This is a genomic window from Variovorax guangxiensis (assembly GCF_003952165.1).
Lineage (GTDB): Bacteria > Pseudomonadota > Gammaproteobacteria > Burkholderiales > Burkholderiaceae_C > Variovorax > Variovorax guangxiensis.
The window spans coordinates 211,617-228,272 of sequence record NZ_RXFT01000007.1; the positions used below are offsets into that span (position 1 = coordinate 211,617).

General features: G+C 68.0%; 15 protein-coding genes. 4 read left to right on the plus strand and 11 right to left on the minus strand.

Annotated elements, in window-relative coordinates; translation table 11 throughout:
• Position 1: 1 nt before the first annotated feature.
• Positions 2–910, minus strand: a complete 909-nt coding sequence (locus EJP67_RS18150; protein WP_126023106.1) for a DMT family transporter — start codon at positions 908–910, stop codon at positions 2–4.
• Between the two features lie 118 nt (positions 911–1,028).
• Here EJP67_RS18150 and EJP67_RS18155 point away from each other — a divergent pair, with 118 nt between their 5' ends.
• The 3 genes from EJP67_RS18155 (at position 1,029) to EJP67_RS18165 (ending at position 3,736) form a co-directional block, all read left to right on the plus strand.
• Positions 1,029–2,015 carry a quinone oxidoreductase family protein gene (locus EJP67_RS18155; RefSeq protein ID WP_126023107.1) on the plus strand — a complete coding sequence of 329 codons (987 nt, stop codon included), beginning with the start codon at positions 1,029–1,031 and terminating at the stop codon, positions 2,013–2,015.
• Between the two features lie 116 nt (positions 2,016–2,131).
• Positions 2,132–2,533 carry a response regulator gene (locus tag EJP67_RS18160; RefSeq protein WP_126023108.1) on the plus strand — a complete coding sequence of 134 codons (402 nt, stop codon included), beginning with the start codon at positions 2,132–2,134 and terminating at the stop codon, positions 2,531–2,533.
• A gap of 192 nt (positions 2,534–2,725) precedes the next feature.
• Complete coding sequence (locus EJP67_RS18165; protein WP_126023109.1) at positions 2,726–3,736, plus strand: bile acid:sodium symporter family protein; 1,011 nt, start codon at positions 2,726–2,728, stop codon at positions 3,734–3,736.
• A gap of 27 nt (positions 3,737–3,763) precedes the next feature.
• On the opposite strand, the gene EJP67_RS18170 is transcribed toward EJP67_RS18165, so the two are convergent.
• The 10 genes from EJP67_RS18170 to EJP67_RS18215 form a co-directional block, all read right to left on the minus strand.
• Positions 3,764–5,425 (minus strand): Na/Pi cotransporter family protein, encoded by a 1,662-nt coding sequence (locus EJP67_RS18170; protein WP_126023110.1) that lies wholly within the window; start codon positions 5,423–5,425, stop codon positions 3,764–3,766.
• Between the two features lie 73 nt (positions 5,426–5,498).
• Positions 5,499–6,350, minus strand: coding sequence for a phosphodiesterase (locus EJP67_RS18175; RefSeq protein ID WP_126023111.1), 852 nt, complete (start codon positions 6,348–6,350; stop codon positions 5,499–5,501).
• Positions 6,347–7,411 carry an ABC transporter ATP-binding protein gene (locus tag EJP67_RS18180; RefSeq protein ID WP_126023112.1) on the minus strand — a complete coding sequence of 355 codons (1,065 nt, stop codon included), beginning with the start codon at positions 7,409–7,411 and terminating at the stop codon, positions 6,347–6,349. The genes EJP67_RS18175 and EJP67_RS18180 overlap by 4 nt, the downstream gene beginning before the upstream one ends.
• Positions 7,401–8,201, minus strand: coding sequence for an ABC transporter permease (locus EJP67_RS18185; protein ID WP_126023113.1), 801 nt, complete (start codon positions 8,199–8,201; stop codon positions 7,401–7,403). The genes EJP67_RS18180 and EJP67_RS18185 overlap by 11 nt, the downstream gene beginning before the upstream one ends.
• A gap of 10 nt (positions 8,202–8,211) precedes the next feature.
• Complete coding sequence (locus EJP67_RS18190) at positions 8,212–9,051, minus strand: ABC transporter permease (RefSeq protein ID WP_126023114.1); 840 nt, start codon at positions 9,049–9,051, stop codon at positions 8,212–8,214.
• 16 nt (positions 9,052–9,067) lie between these two features.
• Positions 9,068–10,078 carry an ABC transporter substrate-binding protein gene (locus EJP67_RS18195; RefSeq protein ID WP_126023115.1) on the minus strand — a complete coding sequence of 337 codons (1,011 nt, stop codon included), beginning with the start codon at positions 10,076–10,078 and terminating at the stop codon, positions 9,068–9,070.
• A gap of 52 nt (positions 10,079–10,130) precedes the next feature.
• A complete protein-coding gene (locus EJP67_RS18200) occupies positions 10,131–11,165 on the minus strand; it encodes a LacI family DNA-binding transcriptional regulator (protein ID WP_126023116.1) in 1,035 nt (344 codons plus the stop codon).
• Positions 11,166–11,310: 145 nt separating this feature from the next.
• Positions 11,311–11,826 carry a signal peptidase II gene (gene lspA, locus EJP67_RS18205; RefSeq protein ID WP_019654284.1) on the minus strand — a complete coding sequence of 172 codons (516 nt, stop codon included), beginning with the start codon at positions 11,824–11,826 and terminating at the stop codon, positions 11,311–11,313.
• On the minus strand, positions 11,826–14,675 hold the full coding sequence (ileS, locus tag EJP67_RS18210) for an isoleucine--tRNA ligase (protein ID WP_126023117.1): 2,850 nt from the start codon (positions 14,673–14,675) through the stop codon (positions 11,826–11,828). Before ileS ends, lspA begins: the two co-directional genes overlap by 1 nt.
• A 131-nt stretch (positions 14,676–14,806) precedes the next feature.
• Positions 14,807–15,919, minus strand: a complete 1,113-nt coding sequence (locus EJP67_RS18215) for a bifunctional riboflavin kinase/FMN adenylyltransferase (RefSeq protein WP_126023118.1) — start codon at positions 15,917–15,919, stop codon at positions 14,807–14,809.
• Positions 15,920–16,085: 166 nt separating this feature from the next.
• Between EJP67_RS18215 and EJP67_RS18220 the strand changes: the two genes are divergently transcribed.
• Positions 16,086–16,646 carry an HNH endonuclease gene (locus tag EJP67_RS18220; protein ID WP_126023119.1) on the plus strand — a complete coding sequence of 187 codons (561 nt, stop codon included), beginning with the start codon at positions 16,086–16,088 and terminating at the stop codon, positions 16,644–16,646.
• The last annotated feature ends 10 nt before the right edge of the window (positions 16,647–16,656 follow it).

The following is a 16,656-nucleotide window of genomic DNA, read 5'->3' on the forward strand; positions in this document are numbered from 1 at the left end:
CTCAGCGCCGCGACGCGACCACGATCCCGCCCACGATCAGCAGGAACGCCGCGCCGTGATACCAGTGCGGCGGCTCCCGCAGGAAGGCCGCCGACAGCACCGCCGCGAACAGCGGCGTGAGGTTCATGAAGATGCTCGCCGCCTGCGGCCCCGCGCGCTGCACGCCGGTGCCCCAGCAGCGGTACGCCACCACGGCAGGTCCGATGCCGATGAACAGCATCGCCGCGACCAGCGGCCAGCCGAGTTCGAAATGCGCAGGCGTCAGCGTCCATTCGCCGGCGGCCAGCGCGCCCGACCACGCGAGGCCGAACACCAGTTGCGCCATCAGGAACGCGGCCCAGTCCTTGCGCACGGCGGTGGGCTCGTGCGTGCGCGCCAGCAGCCAGCTGTAGAAGGCCCACGAGATGGTGCCCAGGATCATGTACAGATCGCCCGGCACCAGCCGCAGCCCGAGCAGTTGCTGCCATTCGCCGCGGCTGAGCACCAGCAGCACGCCCGCCATCGACAACAGGGCGCCGCCGATCTCGCGGCCGCTGATGCGCGCGCGGAAGAAGAGGGCGCCCACCGCCAGCATCCACAGCGGCAGGCTCGAGCCGACCAGCGTCACGTTGATGGGCGTGGAGGTCTGCAGCGCCAGGTACTGGAAGGCGTTGTACAGGCCGATGCCAAGCAGCCCGAGCACGGCGTAGCGCTTCCAGTGCGCCCACAGCGGGCTGTCGCGGCGCAGCACCTGCGCGGCCAGCGGCAGCAGCAGCACGAAGGCGATGACCCAGCGCACGAAATTCAGCGTGAGCGGCGAGACCAGCTCCCGCACCAGCCGGCCGACCACGGCATTGCCGGCCCAGAGCAGCGGAGGAACGACGAGAAGGAAGACGGTGAGGGGAGCGAGGCGCTGCGGCTGTGTCTGCATGGCCGCCGACTCTACCGGGCAATGATTCCCCGCGCCGTCGCCGGAAGCTCAAACATGGCAGGATGCCTTCCCCTTCTCTTTCCCCTTCTTTCCTTTCCAGAGCGTGGAGACCGCAACGATGAAGAGCAAAGCCGTCCGTATCGACCGCCATGGCGGTCCCGAAGAACTCAAGATCGTCGAGGTGGATGTCGGCGAGCCCGGCCCGGGCGAGATCCGCATCCGCCACAAGGCCGTGGGCCTGAACTTCATCGACACCTACCAGCGCAGCGGGCTCTACCCGTTCCAGATGCCGCTGCAGCTCGGCATGGAGGCCTCGGGCGTGGTCGAGGCGGTGGGCGAGGGCGTCACTCACCTGAAGGCGGGCGACCGCGCCGCCTATGCCAGCCAGCCGCCCGGCGCCTACAGCGAGCTGCGCGTGATGCCGGCGAAGAACGTCTGCAAGCTGCCCGACGACATTTCCTTCGAGACCGGTGCGGCCATGATGCTCAAGGGCCTGACCACGCAGTACCTGCTGAAGAAGACGCTGCCGGCCGAAGGCCTGCAGGCCGGCGACTTCATCGTGTTCCACGCGGCTGCGGGCGGGGTCGGGCTGATCGCCTGCCAGTGGGCCAAGGCGCTGGGCCTGCAGCTGATCGGCACGGCCGGCAGCGACGCCAAGTGCAAGCTCGCGCTGGAGCACGGCGCGGCCCACGCCATCAACTACAGCACCGAGAACTTCGCGGCGCGCGTGAAGGAGATCACCGGCGGCAAGGGCGTGAAGGTGGTGTACGACTCGGTGGGCAAGGACACCTTCGAGGGCTCCATCGACTGCCTGCGCCCGTTCGGCCTGCTGGCGATCTTCGGCAACGGCTCGGGCCCGGTGCCGCCGGTCAACCTCGGCGTGCTGGCCTCCAAGGGCTCGCTCTACATCACCCGGCCCACGCTCTTCACCCACATGGCCACGCGCGAGAGCACGCAGGCGATGGCCGACGACCTGTTCGCGGTGGTGCGCAGCGGCGCGGTGAAGATCCCGATCGACCAGCGCTACCCGCTGGCCGACGTGCAGCAGGCGCACCGCGACCTGGAAGCGCGCAAGACCACGGGCTGCACGATCCTCACGCTCTGACTCCGGGGCAGTAGGGCGCGCCGGTCTTGTCCTACCGGCGCAGGGGTGTCATGCCTTCGACTTGTGCCACGAGCAATTTGTAGCCTGTGGATACAGCACAGAGGCAAGCACTCCCAATGACCACCGTTCGCACCTTCATCGTCGAGGACAACCCCACCATCCGCCGCAACCTCGCGGGCACGCTGCGGGAGGTGGCGAGGGTCGAGCCGGTGGGCGAGGCGGAAACCGAGGCCGAGGGTTCGCGATGGCTCTCGGGCAACCTTTCGCAATGGGACCTGGCCATCGTCGACCTGTTCCTGAAGGACGGTACCGGCTTTCGCGTGCTGGAAGCCTGCCGCAACCGCAGTCCCGCGCAGAAGATCGTGGTGCTCAGCAACTACGCCACGCCCGACATGCGGCGCAAGTGCGTCCACCTGGGCGCCGACGCGGTGTTCGACAAGGCCACCGAGATCGACGACCTGATCGACTACTGCCAGCGCCGTCGTCAGGCGCAGTTCAGTTCGAGCGCGGCACACTGAAGCGCTGTGGTGGGGCATTCCCGGGCTGCCCGGCAGCGATGTCGGAACTGACCGAAAATCACCCCCTGAAGGCGCGAGGAGCACGCGCCGGGCTCCGCAAAGTGGCGACCAGATTCATGCGCGGAAATCACAAATTCCCCTGCTGAGTCGGCCTGCGCGCCTGCAACGCGCGGCGTTCGTCCAGGTTGCAACATGTCCCGCCCCCGTTTTCTTCCCGACAACTTCACCCTCGCGCTTCTCTCGGTCGTGACCCTCGCCAGCCTGCTGCCGGCCAGCGGGCAGCTCGCGCACTTCTTCGAGGGACTGACCACCGTGGCCATCGGCCTGCTGTTCTTCCTGCACGGGGCCAAGCTGTCGCGGGAGGCGATCGTCAACGGGCTCATGCACTGGCGGCTGCACCTGCTGGTGTTCGGCAGCACCTTCGTGCTGTTCCCGGTGCTCGGGCTGGTGCTCAAGCCATTCCTGCTGCCGCTGGTGACGCCCGAGCTCTACACCGGCGTGCTGTACCTGTGCGTGCTGCCGGCCACGGTGCAATCGGCCATCGCCTTCACCGCGATGGCCCGGGGCAACATGCCCGCGGCCATCTGCAGCGCATCGGCCTCCACCCTGCTGGGCGTTTTCATCACGCCGGTGCTGGTCAACCTGGTGGTGCTGCCCAGCGGCGGCCATGCGGCTTCTTCCTCGCTGGATTCCATCGGCCGCATCCTGCTGCAACTGATGGTGCCCTTCGCGGCGGGCCACCTGCTGCGCCCGCTGATCGGCAAGTGGATCCAGCGCCGCGCCGCGGTGCTGAAGTTCGTCGACCAGGGCTCGATCCTGCTGGTGGTCTACACCGCCTTCAGCGCGGCCGTCATCGAGGGGCTGTGGAAGCAGGTGCCGGCGCATGCGCTGGTCGGCCTGCTGGTGGTGTGCGCGGTGGTGCTGGGCCTGGCGCTGAGCCTCACGACCCTGCTGGCGCGCAAGCTGGGCTTCGACACGGAAGACGAGATCACCATCGTCTTCTGCGGCTCCAAGAAGAGCCTGGCCAGCGGCATCCCGATGGCGAAGGTGCTCTTCGCCTCGCACGCGGTGGGCGCGATCGTGCTGCCGCTGATGCTGTTCCACCAGATGCAGCTGATGGTCTGCGCGGTGCTGGCGCAGCGCTATGCGCGGCGCGGGCGTGACGAGACCGCGGTGCTGAAGACGGCCGAGCAGGCCAAGTAAGAAAGCAGCCGGGAGTCGGGAGGGCGCTCAGCCCTCGATCTTCCCCAGCCGCGATTCCCTCAGCCGGCTGGGCGCCAGCGCCCCGGCCGACTCCAGGATCGGATACGCGATCGAGCAGATGTGCGAGTTGATGCGCTTCAGGTCGCTGATCAGGTCGATGTGCAGCGAGCTGGTCTCGATGCTCAGCGTGGTGCGGTCCGACAGCCGGTCGAGGTGCGTGGTGGCGTAGGCCCGTTCCAGGTCGCGAAAGCGCGCCTTTTCTTCCAGCAGCTTCTGCGCGTCGCGCACGTTGCCGTTGAGGAACACGCTCATGCTCAGCCGCAGGTTGGCCACCAGCCGCCCGTGCAGCTCGACGATCTCGGCCATGCCGGCTTCGGAGAAGTTGCGCTGCGGCTTGATCTTCTTGTCTTCCACGTCGATGATCACGCGCTCGATGATGTCGCCGATCTGCTCCATGTTGATCGTGAAGCTGATGATGTCGGTCCAGCGGCGGCTTTCCTCCTCGCCCAGCGCCTCGCGCGAGATGCGTGTCATGTAGTACTTGATCGCCGAGTAGAGCTGGTCCACCGTGTCGTCGAGCTGGCGCAGCTCCTGCGCCAGACGCAGGTCGTTGTGGCGGATCACGTCCAGGACGCCGATCAGCATGGTCTCCACCACGTCTGCCTGGTGCAGCGCCTCGCGCGCGGCGTTCGAAATGGCGAGCGAGGGCGTCGACAGCGCCGAGGGGTCCAGGTGATGTGGCCGCGTGGAGCCCGCCGGTTGCTGCGGCTGGGGCAGCATGTGCGTCACCAGTCTTGCGACCAGCTGGGTGAGGCCGATGAAGCCCACGCTGATCACGATGTTGAATGCCAGGTGGAACAGCACCACGCCGTGCGTCTGGTTCGGCAGCTCGGGCTGCACGTAGCGGATCCACAGGCCGACGAAGGGCGCCACGATGGCCACGCCCAGCGCCTTGAAGAGCAGGTTGCCGATGGTCACCTGCCGCACCGATACCGCTGACTTGGCCGTGGTCAGCACCGCCAGCAGGCCGCTGCCCAGGTTGGCGCCGAGCACCAGCCCGAGCGCCACGTCCAGCGGCACCACGTTCGAGGTGGCCATGGCCGCCACCAGCAGCACCACCGCCAGGCTCGAATAGGCCACGATGGCCAGCACCGAGCCGATGGTGATCTCCAGCAGCACGTCGCTGTTGATCGAGGCCAGCAGCGCGCGGATGGCCGGCGAGGAGAAGAGCGGTTCGGTGGCTTCCACCACCAGTTGCAGCGCCAGCAGCATCAGGCCCAGCCCGATCAGCACCCGGCCGACGCGCCCCGCCACGGTGGCCGAGCGCGTGATGAAGAGCACCACCCCCACGAAGATGAACATCGGCGAGAGCCACGAAAGGTCTGCCGAGAACAGCACCGAGATCAGCGCCGTGCCCACGTCTGCGCCCCGCATCACCGCCAGCGCGGCTGGCAGCGTGACCAGGCCCTGTCCGACGAAGGACGAGGTCATGAGCGAGGTGGCGGTGCTCGACTGCACCAGCGCCGTCACGCCAATGCCCGAGAGGGCGGCCGTGAAGCGGTTGCGCATGCTCTGCACGAGGATCTTGCGCAGGTTGGCGCCGAACACGCGAAGAACACCGGTTCGGACCAGGTGCGTGCCCCAGACCAGCAGGGCCACCGCCGCCAGCAGATTCAGGAGGTGCTTCATGGAGGTCGGGTTCTATCCTTTCTTTTCGTTTTGCTTCGTTTCGACCCCATTTTCCACAAGTGAGCGCTCAGGGCTAGTCGATGAGTGCTCCGTTGTCGTGGAAGGGGTAGGGCCCCTCGAAACTTCCGGAGGCGGCCAGATGGGTAACGAGCCTGCGCCCGCGCGCGGACCAGGCGTGCACCCGGAACGAGGGCGGCTCCAGTGTCCAGGCCGAGTCGGCGTCGGGCGCCAGGTCGAGGCAGACCTGATGGGCCTGCGCCGGAGAGGTCGAGGCGATGGTGCCGCCGAAACGCATGTCGATGGCCCGGTGCAGGTGGCCACAGATGATGCGCTCGACGTTCGGATAGCGCGAGACCAGGGCTTCGAGCGCTTCGGCGCCCTCCAGCAGGCCGATCTCGTCCATGTGGCCGATCAGCGTCTCGAAGGGCGGATGGTGCATGGCGATGACGACCGGCTCGCCGCGGCAGGCGTCGAGCTGCGCCTCCAGCCAGGCCAGGCGCTTCTCGCACAGCGCGCCGTGGCTGGCGTGGGGCACGCAGGTGTCGAGCGTGAGCAGCCGCAGCGCGCCGATGCGCACCGAATACTGGATGAAGCCGCCGTCTTCCGCGCCCAGGTAGGTGTGGCCAGGAAAGCTGCGGCGCAGCTGGTCGCGGTCGTCGTGGTTGCCGGGCATCAGGTAGACCGGCATGGTCAGCGGGGCCAGCAGGCGGGCGAGGTGCTCGTACTCGGCGGCGCGGCCGAAGTCGGTCAGGTCGCCGGTGACGACCACCGCGTCGGGCTGCTGGCGCAGCGCGAGCACCGACTGCACCGCGCGCTCCAGGTACGGAGCCGTGTCGATGCGGCCGTAGGCCAGCCGGCCCGGCTCGCGGATGTGCAGATCGGTGAGCTGGACCAGGATGGTGTTGGCGGTTTCTGTCGTCGTCATGCGATGGTTTCTTCCTGCGACGTCATCAGGCGCTCGGGCTGGATGCGGAGCCCCACCGTGTCGCCTGGCCCGAAGGGATTGTCGCGCCCCACGTCGGCCACCAGCATGGGCTGGTCCTGCGCGCGCAGGTGCAACTGCACGCGGTCGCCGAGGAAGGTGCGGCGCTCGACAACGGCGGCGCCCCAGTCGAGCTGGGGCGTGCCGACCTCGATGTCCTCGGGCCGCACCAGCAGGGTCGCATGGCTGCGCCACGCCTGCGGGCAGGGCAGGGTCGTTCCTCCGAGTCGGACAACGCCCTGGGCGATGGCGTCCTGCCCGCGCTCCAGCCGGTTGACCCGGCCCAGGAACTCGGCCACGAAGGGATGCGAGGGCGCGCGGTACAGGTCCTCGCCGCGGCCCACCTGCACGATGCGGCCGGCGCGCATCACGGCGAGCCGGTCGGCGATGGCGAGCGCCTCCTGCTGGTCGTGCGTGACGTGGATGGCCGTGATGTGCAGGCGGCGCAGCAGCTCGGCGAGTTCGTCGCGCAGCGACTCCTTGAGCTTGGCGTCGAGCGCGGCCAGCGGCTCGTCGAGCAGCAGCACGCGCGGGCGCACCGCCACCGCGCGCGCCAGGGCCACGCGCTGGCGCTGGCCGCCGGAAAGCTCCGAAGGACGCTTGTTCTCCAGGCCGCCCAGCCGCACCAGGTCGACCAGCTCGCCGACGCTGCGCCTCTCTTCATCGGGGGACACGCCCCGGATGCGCAGGCCATAGCCGATGTTGGCCGCCACGGTCATCTGCGGAAAGAGCGCATAGCTCTGGAACACCATGCCCACGCCGCGATGCTCCACGGGGCGCTGCGTGACGTCCTGGTCGCCGAACACGATGCGGCTGCCCGCGTCGGGCGATTCCAGCCCGGCGATCAGCCGCAGCAGCGTGGTCTTGCCGCAGCCCGAGGGGCCGAGCAGCGCCAGCACCTCGCCGGCCTCCACGCGCAGGCTGGTGGGCTGCAGGCCGCGCGTGCCGTCGGCATAGGTCTTCGCGCAGTTGGCGATGTCGATGGGGATTCGTTCAAGTTCCATGGCGCTTCTGAATCAGGTTGGCAAGGTACTGCAGGCCCCACAGCACCGGGAGGATGACGGCGAAGAAGACCAGCGTGTAGGCCGATCCGATCTCGATGCGCATCGAGGCGTAGCTGTCGGCCAGGCCCACGGGCAGGGTGCGGGTGAGCGGCGTGTGCAGCATCCAGGTGAGGTTGAACTCGCCCACCGAGAGCGTGAACACCATCAGGCTGCCGGCCACGATGGCCGGGAACACGGCGGGCACCAGGATGCCCATGAAGCGCTGGCGGAAGTTGGCGCCCAGCGAGCGCGCGGCTTCTTCGAGCGCGAGCAGCTCGTCGCGCTGGAAGGCCGAGCTCACGGTGCGCACCATGAAGGGCAGCGTGAAGACGATGTGGCCCACGAGGATGAAGGCGAAGCTCTGGCGGAAGGCCGTGAACTGGCCGTAGGCGAGGATCAGCGCGAGCGCCGTGGCCAGCCCCGGCACCGCGACCGGCAACGTCAGCAGTTCCTCGAAGATGCGCGCCGCGCGCGAGCGGCTGCGCGCCAGCGCGTAGGCGCAGGGCACGCCCAGCAGCACCGTGCCGGCGACGCAGGCAGCGGCCAGCGCGAGCGACCAGCCCACGGTGCCGCCGTAGTTCTCCCATACCTCGGACAGCCAGCGCAGCGTGAGGCCGCTCTTGAGGCCAGCGCTGTAGTTGTTGACCAGCCCGGCCATCACCGACAGCAGCATGGGGGCGATCATGAAGAGGCTCACGATCGCCGTCACTGCGAACAGGAACGGAGCCTTCGGTTGAGTGTTCTTGCGCATGGTGCGGGCCTCAGCGTGCGACGGGGTTCGCACCGAAGCGGCGCGCCACGAACAGCACCAGCCAGGTCACGACGCCCAGCGCGATCGACAGCGACGCGGCCAGCGCGAAGTTGGCGTAGTTGGTGAACTCGTTGTAGATGGTGATCGGTATCACCTCGAACTTGCTGGCCAGCGTGAAGGCGGTGCCGAAGGCGCCCATCGAGGTGGCGAACAGGATCGCGCCGCAGGCCAGCGTGGTGGGCGCCAGCTCGGGCATCCACACGTCGCGTGCCACGCGCAGCCGCGAGGCGCCCAGCGAACGCGCGGCCTCTTCCAACTGCGTGTTCATCGATTCGGCCGCCGCCGCGTAGGTGGCGATGGCGCGCGGCAGCGAGAAATACAGGTACGCCAGGAACAGCCCGAGCAGGCCGTAGGCGAAGGTGATGCGCTCGCCGAAGAGGCTGTCGCTGATGCTGGCGACCACGCCCTGTCGCCCGCCGAGCAGGATCACGAAGAAGCCGATGATCACGCCCGGGAACGACAGCGGCAGCGTGAGCAGCGACAGCAGCACGCGCTTGCCCACGAAGGCGCGGCGCGCGAGGTAGATGCCCACGGCCGCGCCCAGCACCAGCGTGGCCAGCGTCACGGCGACCGAGAGCACCACGGTGTTGACCATGCTCGCGAGGTAGCGCGCGTCGGTCAGCACCGCGAAGTAGGTGGCCCAACCCTTGCCGGCGGGCAATGCCATCAGGCGCACCACCGGCAGCAGCCAGAAGGCCGCGAAGAAGGCGGCCGCGGGCGCGACGCAGGCCAGCAGGCGCCAGCGCGGGTTCCAGGCGCTGGATGCGTTGGAGAGAGTGGCTTGCGTCATCGCACGCGGCGTCCGCTCAGCGGACTTCCTTCAGGTACTCGTCGGAAAAGGCCTTCTGCGCGGCGGCCATGCGGCCGTAGTCCACGCTCTTGGCGCGGGCGTACTCGCTGGCGGGCAGGAACTGGGCCTCGATGTCCTTGGGCATGGCGCTGGCGCGCACCGGGCGCAGGTAGGCCTTGGCCCAGATCGCCTGGCCTTCGTCGGACAGGGTGAAGTCGAGCACCTTCTTCGCGTCGGCCGCGTGCGGGGCCTTGGCGACCAGGCTCATCACGTAGGGCACGGCCAGCGTGCCTTCGCTCGGGATGACGAAGGCGACGTTGGCCTTGTCCTTGTACTTCGCGCGGTAGGCATTGAAGTCGTAGTCGAGCAGGATCGCGATCTCGCCCGAGAGCACGCGCGCATAGGAGGTCTGCTTCGGCACGATGGGCTCGTTCTTCTGCAGCGCCTTGAAGTAGTCGATGGCCGGCTTGAAGTTGTCGAGCGTGCCGCCGCGCGCTTCGTTCACCGCGACCGCGCCGACGTAGCCGACGAAGGCCGAGGCCGGGTCGAGGTAGCCGATCAGGCCCTTGTACTCGGGCTTGAGCAGGTCGGCCCACGACTTCGGCACCGGCTTGCCCTTGAGCGCGTCGACGTTGACCATGAAGCCCAGCGTGCCCGAGTGGATGGTGAACCAGTTGCCGGCCGGGTCCTTCAGGCCGTCGGGAATGTCTTTCCAGGCGGCGGGCTTGTAGGGCTCGACCAGGCCGTCCTTGGCGGCCTGCACGGCGAAGGTCACGCCGAGGTAGGTGACGTCGGCCACGGGGCTGGCCTTCTCGGCGGCCAGCTGCGCGAGCGACTGGCCCGAGTTCTTGTTGTCGGGCGGCACGGTGACGCCGGTCTTGGCCTTGATGGCCTTGAGCTGCGTGCCCCAGTCGGCCCATTCGGTTGGGCAGTTGTAGCAGATGGCGGTCTGGGCCATGGCGCTGCCGGCTGCGAGCGTGGCGGCGAGCAGGCCGAGGCGGGCCAGGCGGTGGATGCGAAGAGACATGATGAAGAAGCTCCTTGGATGGAAGTAGGCAGGTAACGAGGGGTTCTGAGGGTCAGGCAATCGCGGCGTTGTTGTCGTCGTTGTCTTCGTTCTCGTGCGCCGAGGCACACGACTCGCCGTCTCGGAATGAATGGGCAAGCAGCAGGCTCGCGTCGGCCTGCAGCGCCGCGCCGCTGGCCATGGCCTGGATCAGCAGCTCGACGCTGTGGCGGCCGATGTCGCTGTTGGGCTGGGCGATGGTGGTGAGCGCGGGCGTGAGGTCCTCGCCGAGCGCGATGCCGTCGAAGCCGACCACGCTGAGGTCGCCCGGCACCGACAGGCCGCTGAGGTGCGCGGCACGGATGCTGCGGATGGCCAGCAGGTCGTTGGAGCAGATCAGCGCGGTCGGCCGGTTGCGTGCCTGCAGCTGCTTGGAAAGCGCGTCGACGGCCGTTTCGACGAACGGCACCTCGACGAGCGCGGGCGTCGGCAGGCCGGCTTCGGCCATGCCCCTGCGGTAGCCGCGATAGCGCTGCTGCGCGCGGTCGGAGGCGGCGAGCGTGCCGCTGACCATCGCGATGCGGCGGTGGCCCAGCAGCACGAGCCGCGCCACCGCGTCGGCCACGGCGCTTTCGCTGTCGACCGACACGCAGGGGTGCTCGGGATGACGGTTGTAGGCCAGCACGTAGGGCACGCCGGCCGCCTGCAGGCGGGGCAGGGCGGCCGAGGTCGAGGGGTTCGACACCACGAGGATCAGGCCGTCGACGCTGCCGGCCAGCAGCAGGTGCACGGCGCGCTCCTCTTCGTCGATCCGGTAGCCGGTGGTGACCGGGATGATCGCGTAGCCCCCTGCGATGGCCGCGCGCGCGATGCCCTGCAGGCATTCGGCGAAGGTCGGGTTCAGCAGGGTGGGAAGCACCACGCCGAGCACGCGGCTGCGTTGGGTGCGCAGGGTGCGAGCGCTGGCGTTCGGCACGTAGTTGAGTTCGCGCGCCACGCGTTCCACCAGCTCGCGCGTGGCGGGCGTCACCTTGTCCGGAAAGTTGAAGGCGCGCGAGACGGTGGCCACCGAGACCCCGGCTTTGGCTGCAACGGCTTGGATGCTCATCGTGCGGTATTCATGTAATCGATTACATTGAACCGCGGCAGTATGACTTTGTTATGACATCGGGAGAAAGCGGGAAAAACCCTCGGCCTTGGCGCGAGCGAAGGCCCAAATAAGAAGGGGCCCGGCGGGCCCCTTCGAGAGAACGTTACTTGCCCCGGCGAACCCGCCGGATCTCGTCCACGATCAGGCAGATCGCCCCGAGCGTGATGGCGCTGTCCGCCGCGTTGAAGGCCGGGAAGTACCAGTTGCCTGCGTGGAAGCTCAGGAAGTCGACCACGTAGCCGTGCATCATCCGGTCGACCACGTTGCCGATGGCGCCGCCCAGGATGCAGGCCATGGAGAACGAAAACAGCTTCTGCCCCGCGTGCGACTTCAGCATCCACACGATGAACACCGCCGCGCCCACGCCGATGGCGGTGAACAGCCAGCGCTGCCAGCCCGAGTGGTCGGCGAGGAACGAGAAGGCCGCGCCCGTGTTGTGCGCGCGCACGACGTTGAAGAAGCTGGTGACGTAGGTCGCGTCGCCCAGCTTGTAGTAGCCCAGGATCAGCGTCTTGGTGAACTGGTCGATGATCACGATGATCACCGCCAGCCCCAGCCACGGCCAGATGCTGCCGCCGCGCGAGCGCGAGGCCGAGGACATGGAACGGGCGGCGGCCATCAGGCAACGCTCCGCGATTCGCCGGCGCCGAACAGGTTGCTGGTGCAGCGTCCGCACAGCGTCGGGTGGGCCGCATCGTGGCCCACGTCGTCGCGGTAGTGCCAGCAGCGCTCGCACTTCTGCGCGGTGCTCGGCGTCACCACCGTGGAAAGCGTCTCGCCGGCGGCCAGCGCGATCGCCGAGGTGATGAAGACGAACTTCAGGTCGTCGCCCAGCGAGCCCAGCAGCGCGAAGTCGTCGGCCGGTGCCGTCAGCTGCAGGTCGGCCTGCAGCGAGGAGCCGACCTTGCCTTCGGCACGCACCGCTTCGATGTCCTTGTTGACCACGTCGCGGATCTCGCGGATGCGGTTCCACTTGGCCAGCAGGGTCTCGTCGGGCGCGTCGAACTTGCTGTAGGTCTGCGTGAAGATCGAATCGCCCGGCTTGCCGGTACCCACGATCTTCCAGGCTTCCTCGGCGGTGAAGCTCAGGAAGGGCGCCATCCAGCGCAGCATCGCCTGCGAGATGTGCCACAGCGCCGTCTGCGCGCTGCGGCGAGCCAGCGAACCCGGGGCCGTCGTGTAGAGGCGGTCCTTCAGGATGTCGAGGTAGAAGCCGCCCAGGTCTTCCGAGCAGTAGATCTGCAGCTTGGCCACCACCGGGTGGAACTCGTACACCTTGTAGTGCGCGAGGATCTCGGCCTGGAATTGCGCCGCGCGCGACAGCGCGTAGCGGTCGATCTCGAACAGCTGGTCGAGCGGAACGCCGTCTTTCTCGATGTCGAAGTCGCTGGTGTTCGCCAGCAGGAAGCGCAGCGTGTTGCGGATGCGGCGGTAGGCGTCGACCACGCGCGCCAGGATCTTGTCGTCGCCCGCGATGTCGCCCGAGTAGTCGCTCGCGGCCACCCACAGGCGGATGATCTCCGAGCCCAGCTTGTTGCTGATTTCCTGCGGGTCGATGCCGTTCTTGAGCGACTTGCTCATCTTGATGCCCTTGGCATCGACCGTGAAGCCGTGCGTCAGCAGGCCGCGGTACGGTGCGCGGTCTTCCAGCATGCAGGCGATCAGCAGCGACGAGTGGAACCAGCCGCGATGCTGGTCATGCCCCTCGAGGTACAGGTCGGCTTCCGGCCCCGTGTCGTGGTGCACCGTGGGGTGCGTGCCGCGCAGCACGTGGGAGAAGGTCGAGCCCGAGTCGAACCACACCTCGAGGATGTCGGTGCTCTTCGTGTAGTGCGGCGCGTCCTCGGCGCCCAGGATTTCCTCGACGGTGACGCGGCTCCAGGCCTCGATGCCACCCTTCTCGACGATGTCGGCGGCCTGGTCGAGGATTTCCATGGTGCGCGGGTGCAGCTCGCCCGAGTCCTTGTGCAGGAAGAACGGGATCGGCACGCCCCAGCTGCGCTGGCGGCTGATGCACCAGTCGGGCCGGCCGGCGATCATGTCGTGCAGTCGCGCCTTGCCGTTCTCGGGGTAGAAGCTGGTCTGCTCGATGGCGTCGAGCGCGGTCTGGCGCAGCGTCTTGGGCGCCTTGTCCTTGGTGAATACGCCTTCGCCCTCGTCCATGCGCACGAACCACTGCGCGGCGGCGCGGTAGATCACCGGCGTCTTGTGGCGCCAGCAGTGCGGGTAGCTGTGCGTGATGGTCTCGGTGGTCAGCAGGCGGTTGGCGTCGCGCAGCGCGGCGATGATTTCCGGCACGGCCTTCCAGATGTTCTGCCCGCCGAAGAGCGGGAAGTCGGGCGCGTAGCTGCCGTTGCCCTGCACCGGGTTCAGGATGTCGTCGTAAGCGACGCCGTGGGCGATGCAGGAGTTGAAGTCGTCCAGGCCGTAGGCGGGCGAGGAGTGCACCAGGCCCGTGCCGTCGGTGGCGGTGGCGTAGTCGGCCAGGTACACGGGCGACAGGCGCCGGTAGCCGGCGTCCGCGTCGTACAGCGGATGCTCGAATTCCAGGCCGCCGAGCTTCTCGCCCTTGACCGTGGCCAGCACCTTGCCGTCGAGCGCATAGCGCGTCATGCACATCTCGACCAGCGAGTTGGCCAGGATCAGCAGGCCGCGCTCGGTGTCGACCAGCGAGTACTCGAGCTCGGGGTTGAGGTTGATCGCCTGGTTGGCGGGGATGGTCCAGGCGGTGGTGGTCCAGATCACGGCGAAGATGTCGCCGAGGATCGTGTGGTCGGTGCCGAAGGCCTTGAGCACCTTCTCGCGCTCATGCGCCTTGAAGGCCACGTCGATGGTCTGGCTCTTCTTGTCGGCGTACTCGATCTCGAACTCGGCCAGCGAGGAGCCGCAGTCGAAGCACCAGTACACGGGCTTCAGGCCGCGGTAGACGAAGCCGCGCTCGATCACGCGCTTGAACGCGCGCAGCTCGCCGGCCTCGTTGGCGAAGTCCATGGTCTTGTAGGGATGGTCCCATTCGCCCAGCACGCCCAGGCGCTGGAAGTCGGCCATCTGCTGGGCGATCTGGCCGGTGGCGAAGGCGCGGCTCTTGGCCTGCATCTCGTCGCGGCTCAGGTTGCGGCCGTACTGCTTTTCGATGGCGTTCTCGATCGGCAGGCCGTGGCAGTCCCAGCCGGGCACGTACAGGGCGTCGTAGCCCTCGAGCTGGCGCGCCTTGGTGATCATGTCCTTCAGGATCTTGTTCACCGCGTGGCCCATGTGGATCTGGCCGTTGGCGTAGGGCGGGCCGTCGTGCAGGATGAACTTGGGCGCGCCGTGGCGGGCGTCGCGCAGGCGGTGGTAGCGGCCTTCGTCGTTCCATTCCTTCACCCAGCCCGGCTCGCGCTTGGGCAGGTCGCCGCGCATCGGGAAGGGGGTGTCGGGCAGGTTCAGCGTGGAACGGTAGTCTTTGGGAGAAGCGGCGTCAGACATGTTGGGGTACGAAACAGGGGGCTTCGACAGGCTCGGCCCGAACTGCCCGGGAAAAAAGGAGCGCGTCGGTGCGGAAGGTAAAGCCGTTCGCCCTGAGCTTGTCGAAGGGCGGCAGCACGGTGCGTGCAGGGCTAAATTCGATCGCGCGTGGTCTGGCGATGGGTTTCTGCGTGGGTCGAGGCAAAGAACGCGCGGGCGTCGCGGCCATCCTTCGCGATGCCCGCGGTGAGGGCTTCGAGGCTGGTGTAGCGCAATTCGTCGTGCAGTTTGTGCAGGAGTTCCACGCGGACGATTTTACCGTAGGCCCCTTCGGCGCCCAGATGGGAGGGCCACTCCAGGCAATGGGTTTCGAGCAGCACCCGCCCGGCGTTGACGTCGTTGGCGTCCAGCGAGGGGCGAACGCCCAGGTTGGCCACGCCCGGCAGCGGCTGTTCGGACAGGCCGTGCACCAGCACCGCGAAGATGCCGCTGGCCGCCGGCTTCCAGTGCTTGAAGCGCAGGTTGAGGGTGCGGAAGCCATCGTCCTTTCCCGGCGCCGAGGCGCCCAGCGCCCGGCCCAGCTTGCGGCCATGGACCACGTGGCCCGAGATGGTGTACGGGCGCCCCAGCAGGGTGTGGGCATCGGCCATGCGGCCTTCGGCCAAGGCCTCGCGCACGGCGGAACTGGACACTCGCAGGCCGTGCCCGTCGCCGGGCCGCCCCAAGACGGGCGCACCCCCTCGGGGGGCCGCGGGGCGTAGCCGCGCGTGGGGGTCCGATATTTCGTAGCTGTTCATGCGGGCCACGTCGAAGCCGTGGGCGTCGCCGGCCGCGTCGAGCATGGCGTAGTCGCCGGCCCGCTTGGCGCCGAAGCGGAAGTCGTCGCCCACCAGCACGTAGCGCGCGCCCAGGCCGTCGATCAGCACGTTCTGGATGAATTCCTCGGGCGACTGCGAGGCCAGCCGGGCGTCGAAGGGCAGCACGATGGTCTGCGCCACGCCGCAGGCGGCCAGCTCGCTGAGCTTGTCGCGCAGGGTGCCGATGCGCGCCGGCGCCAGGTCGGGTTTCTTGGTGACGGCGGCGAAATAGTCGCGCGGATGGGGCTCGAAGGTGAGCACGCAGCTCGGCAGCCCGCGCTGGCGGGCCTCGGTCTGCAACAGCGCGAGCATGGCCTGGTGGCCACGGTGCACGCCGTCGAAATTGCCAATGGTCAGGGCGCAGGCGGGGGCTACGCCAGGATGCCGGAAGCCACGAAAAACCTGCATCGGTGAGTATCTTTTTGATAGCGCCTTCCGCCCGTCAATTGGGCGAATCAGGCCGATTTGTCACAAAGCCGGTATATTGTGACGCAGCGCGTCGATCGGCGTGGGCCCGCAACGCGCTCCGTGTCCCTGGTCTTTCCGTGTTCTCTCCCTTTTCGAGGAGGCGTGTGTGAAGGTCTTGAAGCTGTCGGCCCAAGGGCTGCCCCAGTCATGGATTTCGCTGGAACAGGCGGTGATCCACTACGCCGCGGACGAAGTCCGCTGGGAAGTGGGCGCGCAGGTGGCGGTGTTCCGTGGCGGCCACAACGCGATCACCGGCGAGCAGTCGCAGATCGCGATCAACAGCATCATCGGCACCAAGGGCGTGCCCCGCATCAACCCCTTCGCGCTGCGCCCCGGCCTCACCAACAGCAAGCTCTTCGCGCGCGATCGCAACGTCTGCGCCTACTGCGGCGGCCACTTCCACGAAGACGAGCTCACGCGCGAGCACATCATCCCGTTCGCCCAGAAGGGCATCGACACCTGGATGAACGTGGTCACGGCCTGCAGGCCCTGCAACCACCGCAAGAGCAGCCGCACACCCGAGCAGGCCGGCATGCCGCTGCTGTATGCCCCCTACGTGCCCAGCCTCTGGGAAGACTTCATCCTGCGAAACAGGCGCATCCTGGCCGACCAGATGGAGTTCCTGATGGCGCACCTGCCGCAGAGCTCGCGGCTGCACGATTCCTAGCCGACCGGCG

Bases quoted from the DNA above. Each gene is read 5' to 3' on its own strand.
- EJP67_RS18150 (WP_126023106.1), bottom strand. From the start codon at position 910: ATGCAGACACAGCCGCAGCGCCTCGCTCCCCTCACCGTCTTCCTTCTC.
- EJP67_RS18155 (WP_126023107.1), top strand. From the start codon at position 1,029: ATGAAGAGCAAAGCCGTCCGTATCGACCGCCATGGCGGTCCCGAAGAA.
- EJP67_RS18160 (WP_126023108.1), top strand. From the start codon at position 2,132: ATGACCACCGTTCGCACCTTCATCGTCGAGGACAACCCCACCATCCGC.
- EJP67_RS18165 (WP_126023109.1), top strand. From the start codon at position 2,726: ATGTCCCGCCCCCGTTTTCTTCCCGACAACTTCACCCTCGCGCTTCTC.
- EJP67_RS18170 (WP_126023110.1), bottom strand. From the start codon at position 5,425: ATGAAGCACCTCCTGAATCTGCTGGCGGCGGTGGCCCTGCTGGTCTGG.
- EJP67_RS18175 (WP_126023111.1), bottom strand. From the start codon at position 6,350: ATGACGACGACAGAAACCGCCAACACCATCCTGGTCCAGCTCACCGAT.
- EJP67_RS18180 (WP_126023112.1), bottom strand. From the start codon at position 7,411: ATGGAACTTGAACGAATCCCCATCGACATCGCCAACTGCGCGAAGACC.
- EJP67_RS18185 (WP_126023113.1), bottom strand. From the start codon at position 8,201: ATGCGCAAGAACACTCAACCGAAGGCTCCGTTCCTGTTCGCAGTGACG.
- EJP67_RS18190 (WP_126023114.1), bottom strand. From the start codon at position 9,051: ATGACGCAAGCCACTCTCTCCAACGCATCCAGCGCCTGGAACCCGCGC.
- EJP67_RS18195 (WP_126023115.1), bottom strand. From the start codon at position 10,078: ATGTCTCTTCGCATCCACCGCCTGGCCCGCCTCGGCCTGCTCGCCGCC.
- EJP67_RS18200 (WP_126023116.1), bottom strand. From the start codon at position 11,165: ATGAGCATCCAAGCCGTTGCAGCCAAAGCCGGGGTCTCGGTGGCCACC.
- lspA (WP_019654284.1), bottom strand. From the start codon at position 11,826: ATGGCCGCCGCCCGTTCCATGTCCTCGGCCTCGCGCTCGCGCGGCGGC.
- ileS (WP_126023117.1), bottom strand. From the start codon at position 14,675: ATGTCTGACGCCGCTTCTCCCAAAGACTACCGTTCCACGCTGAACCTG.
- EJP67_RS18215 (WP_126023118.1), bottom strand. From the start codon at position 15,919: ATGCAGGTTTTTCGTGGCTTCCGGCATCCTGGCGTAGCCCCCGCCTGC.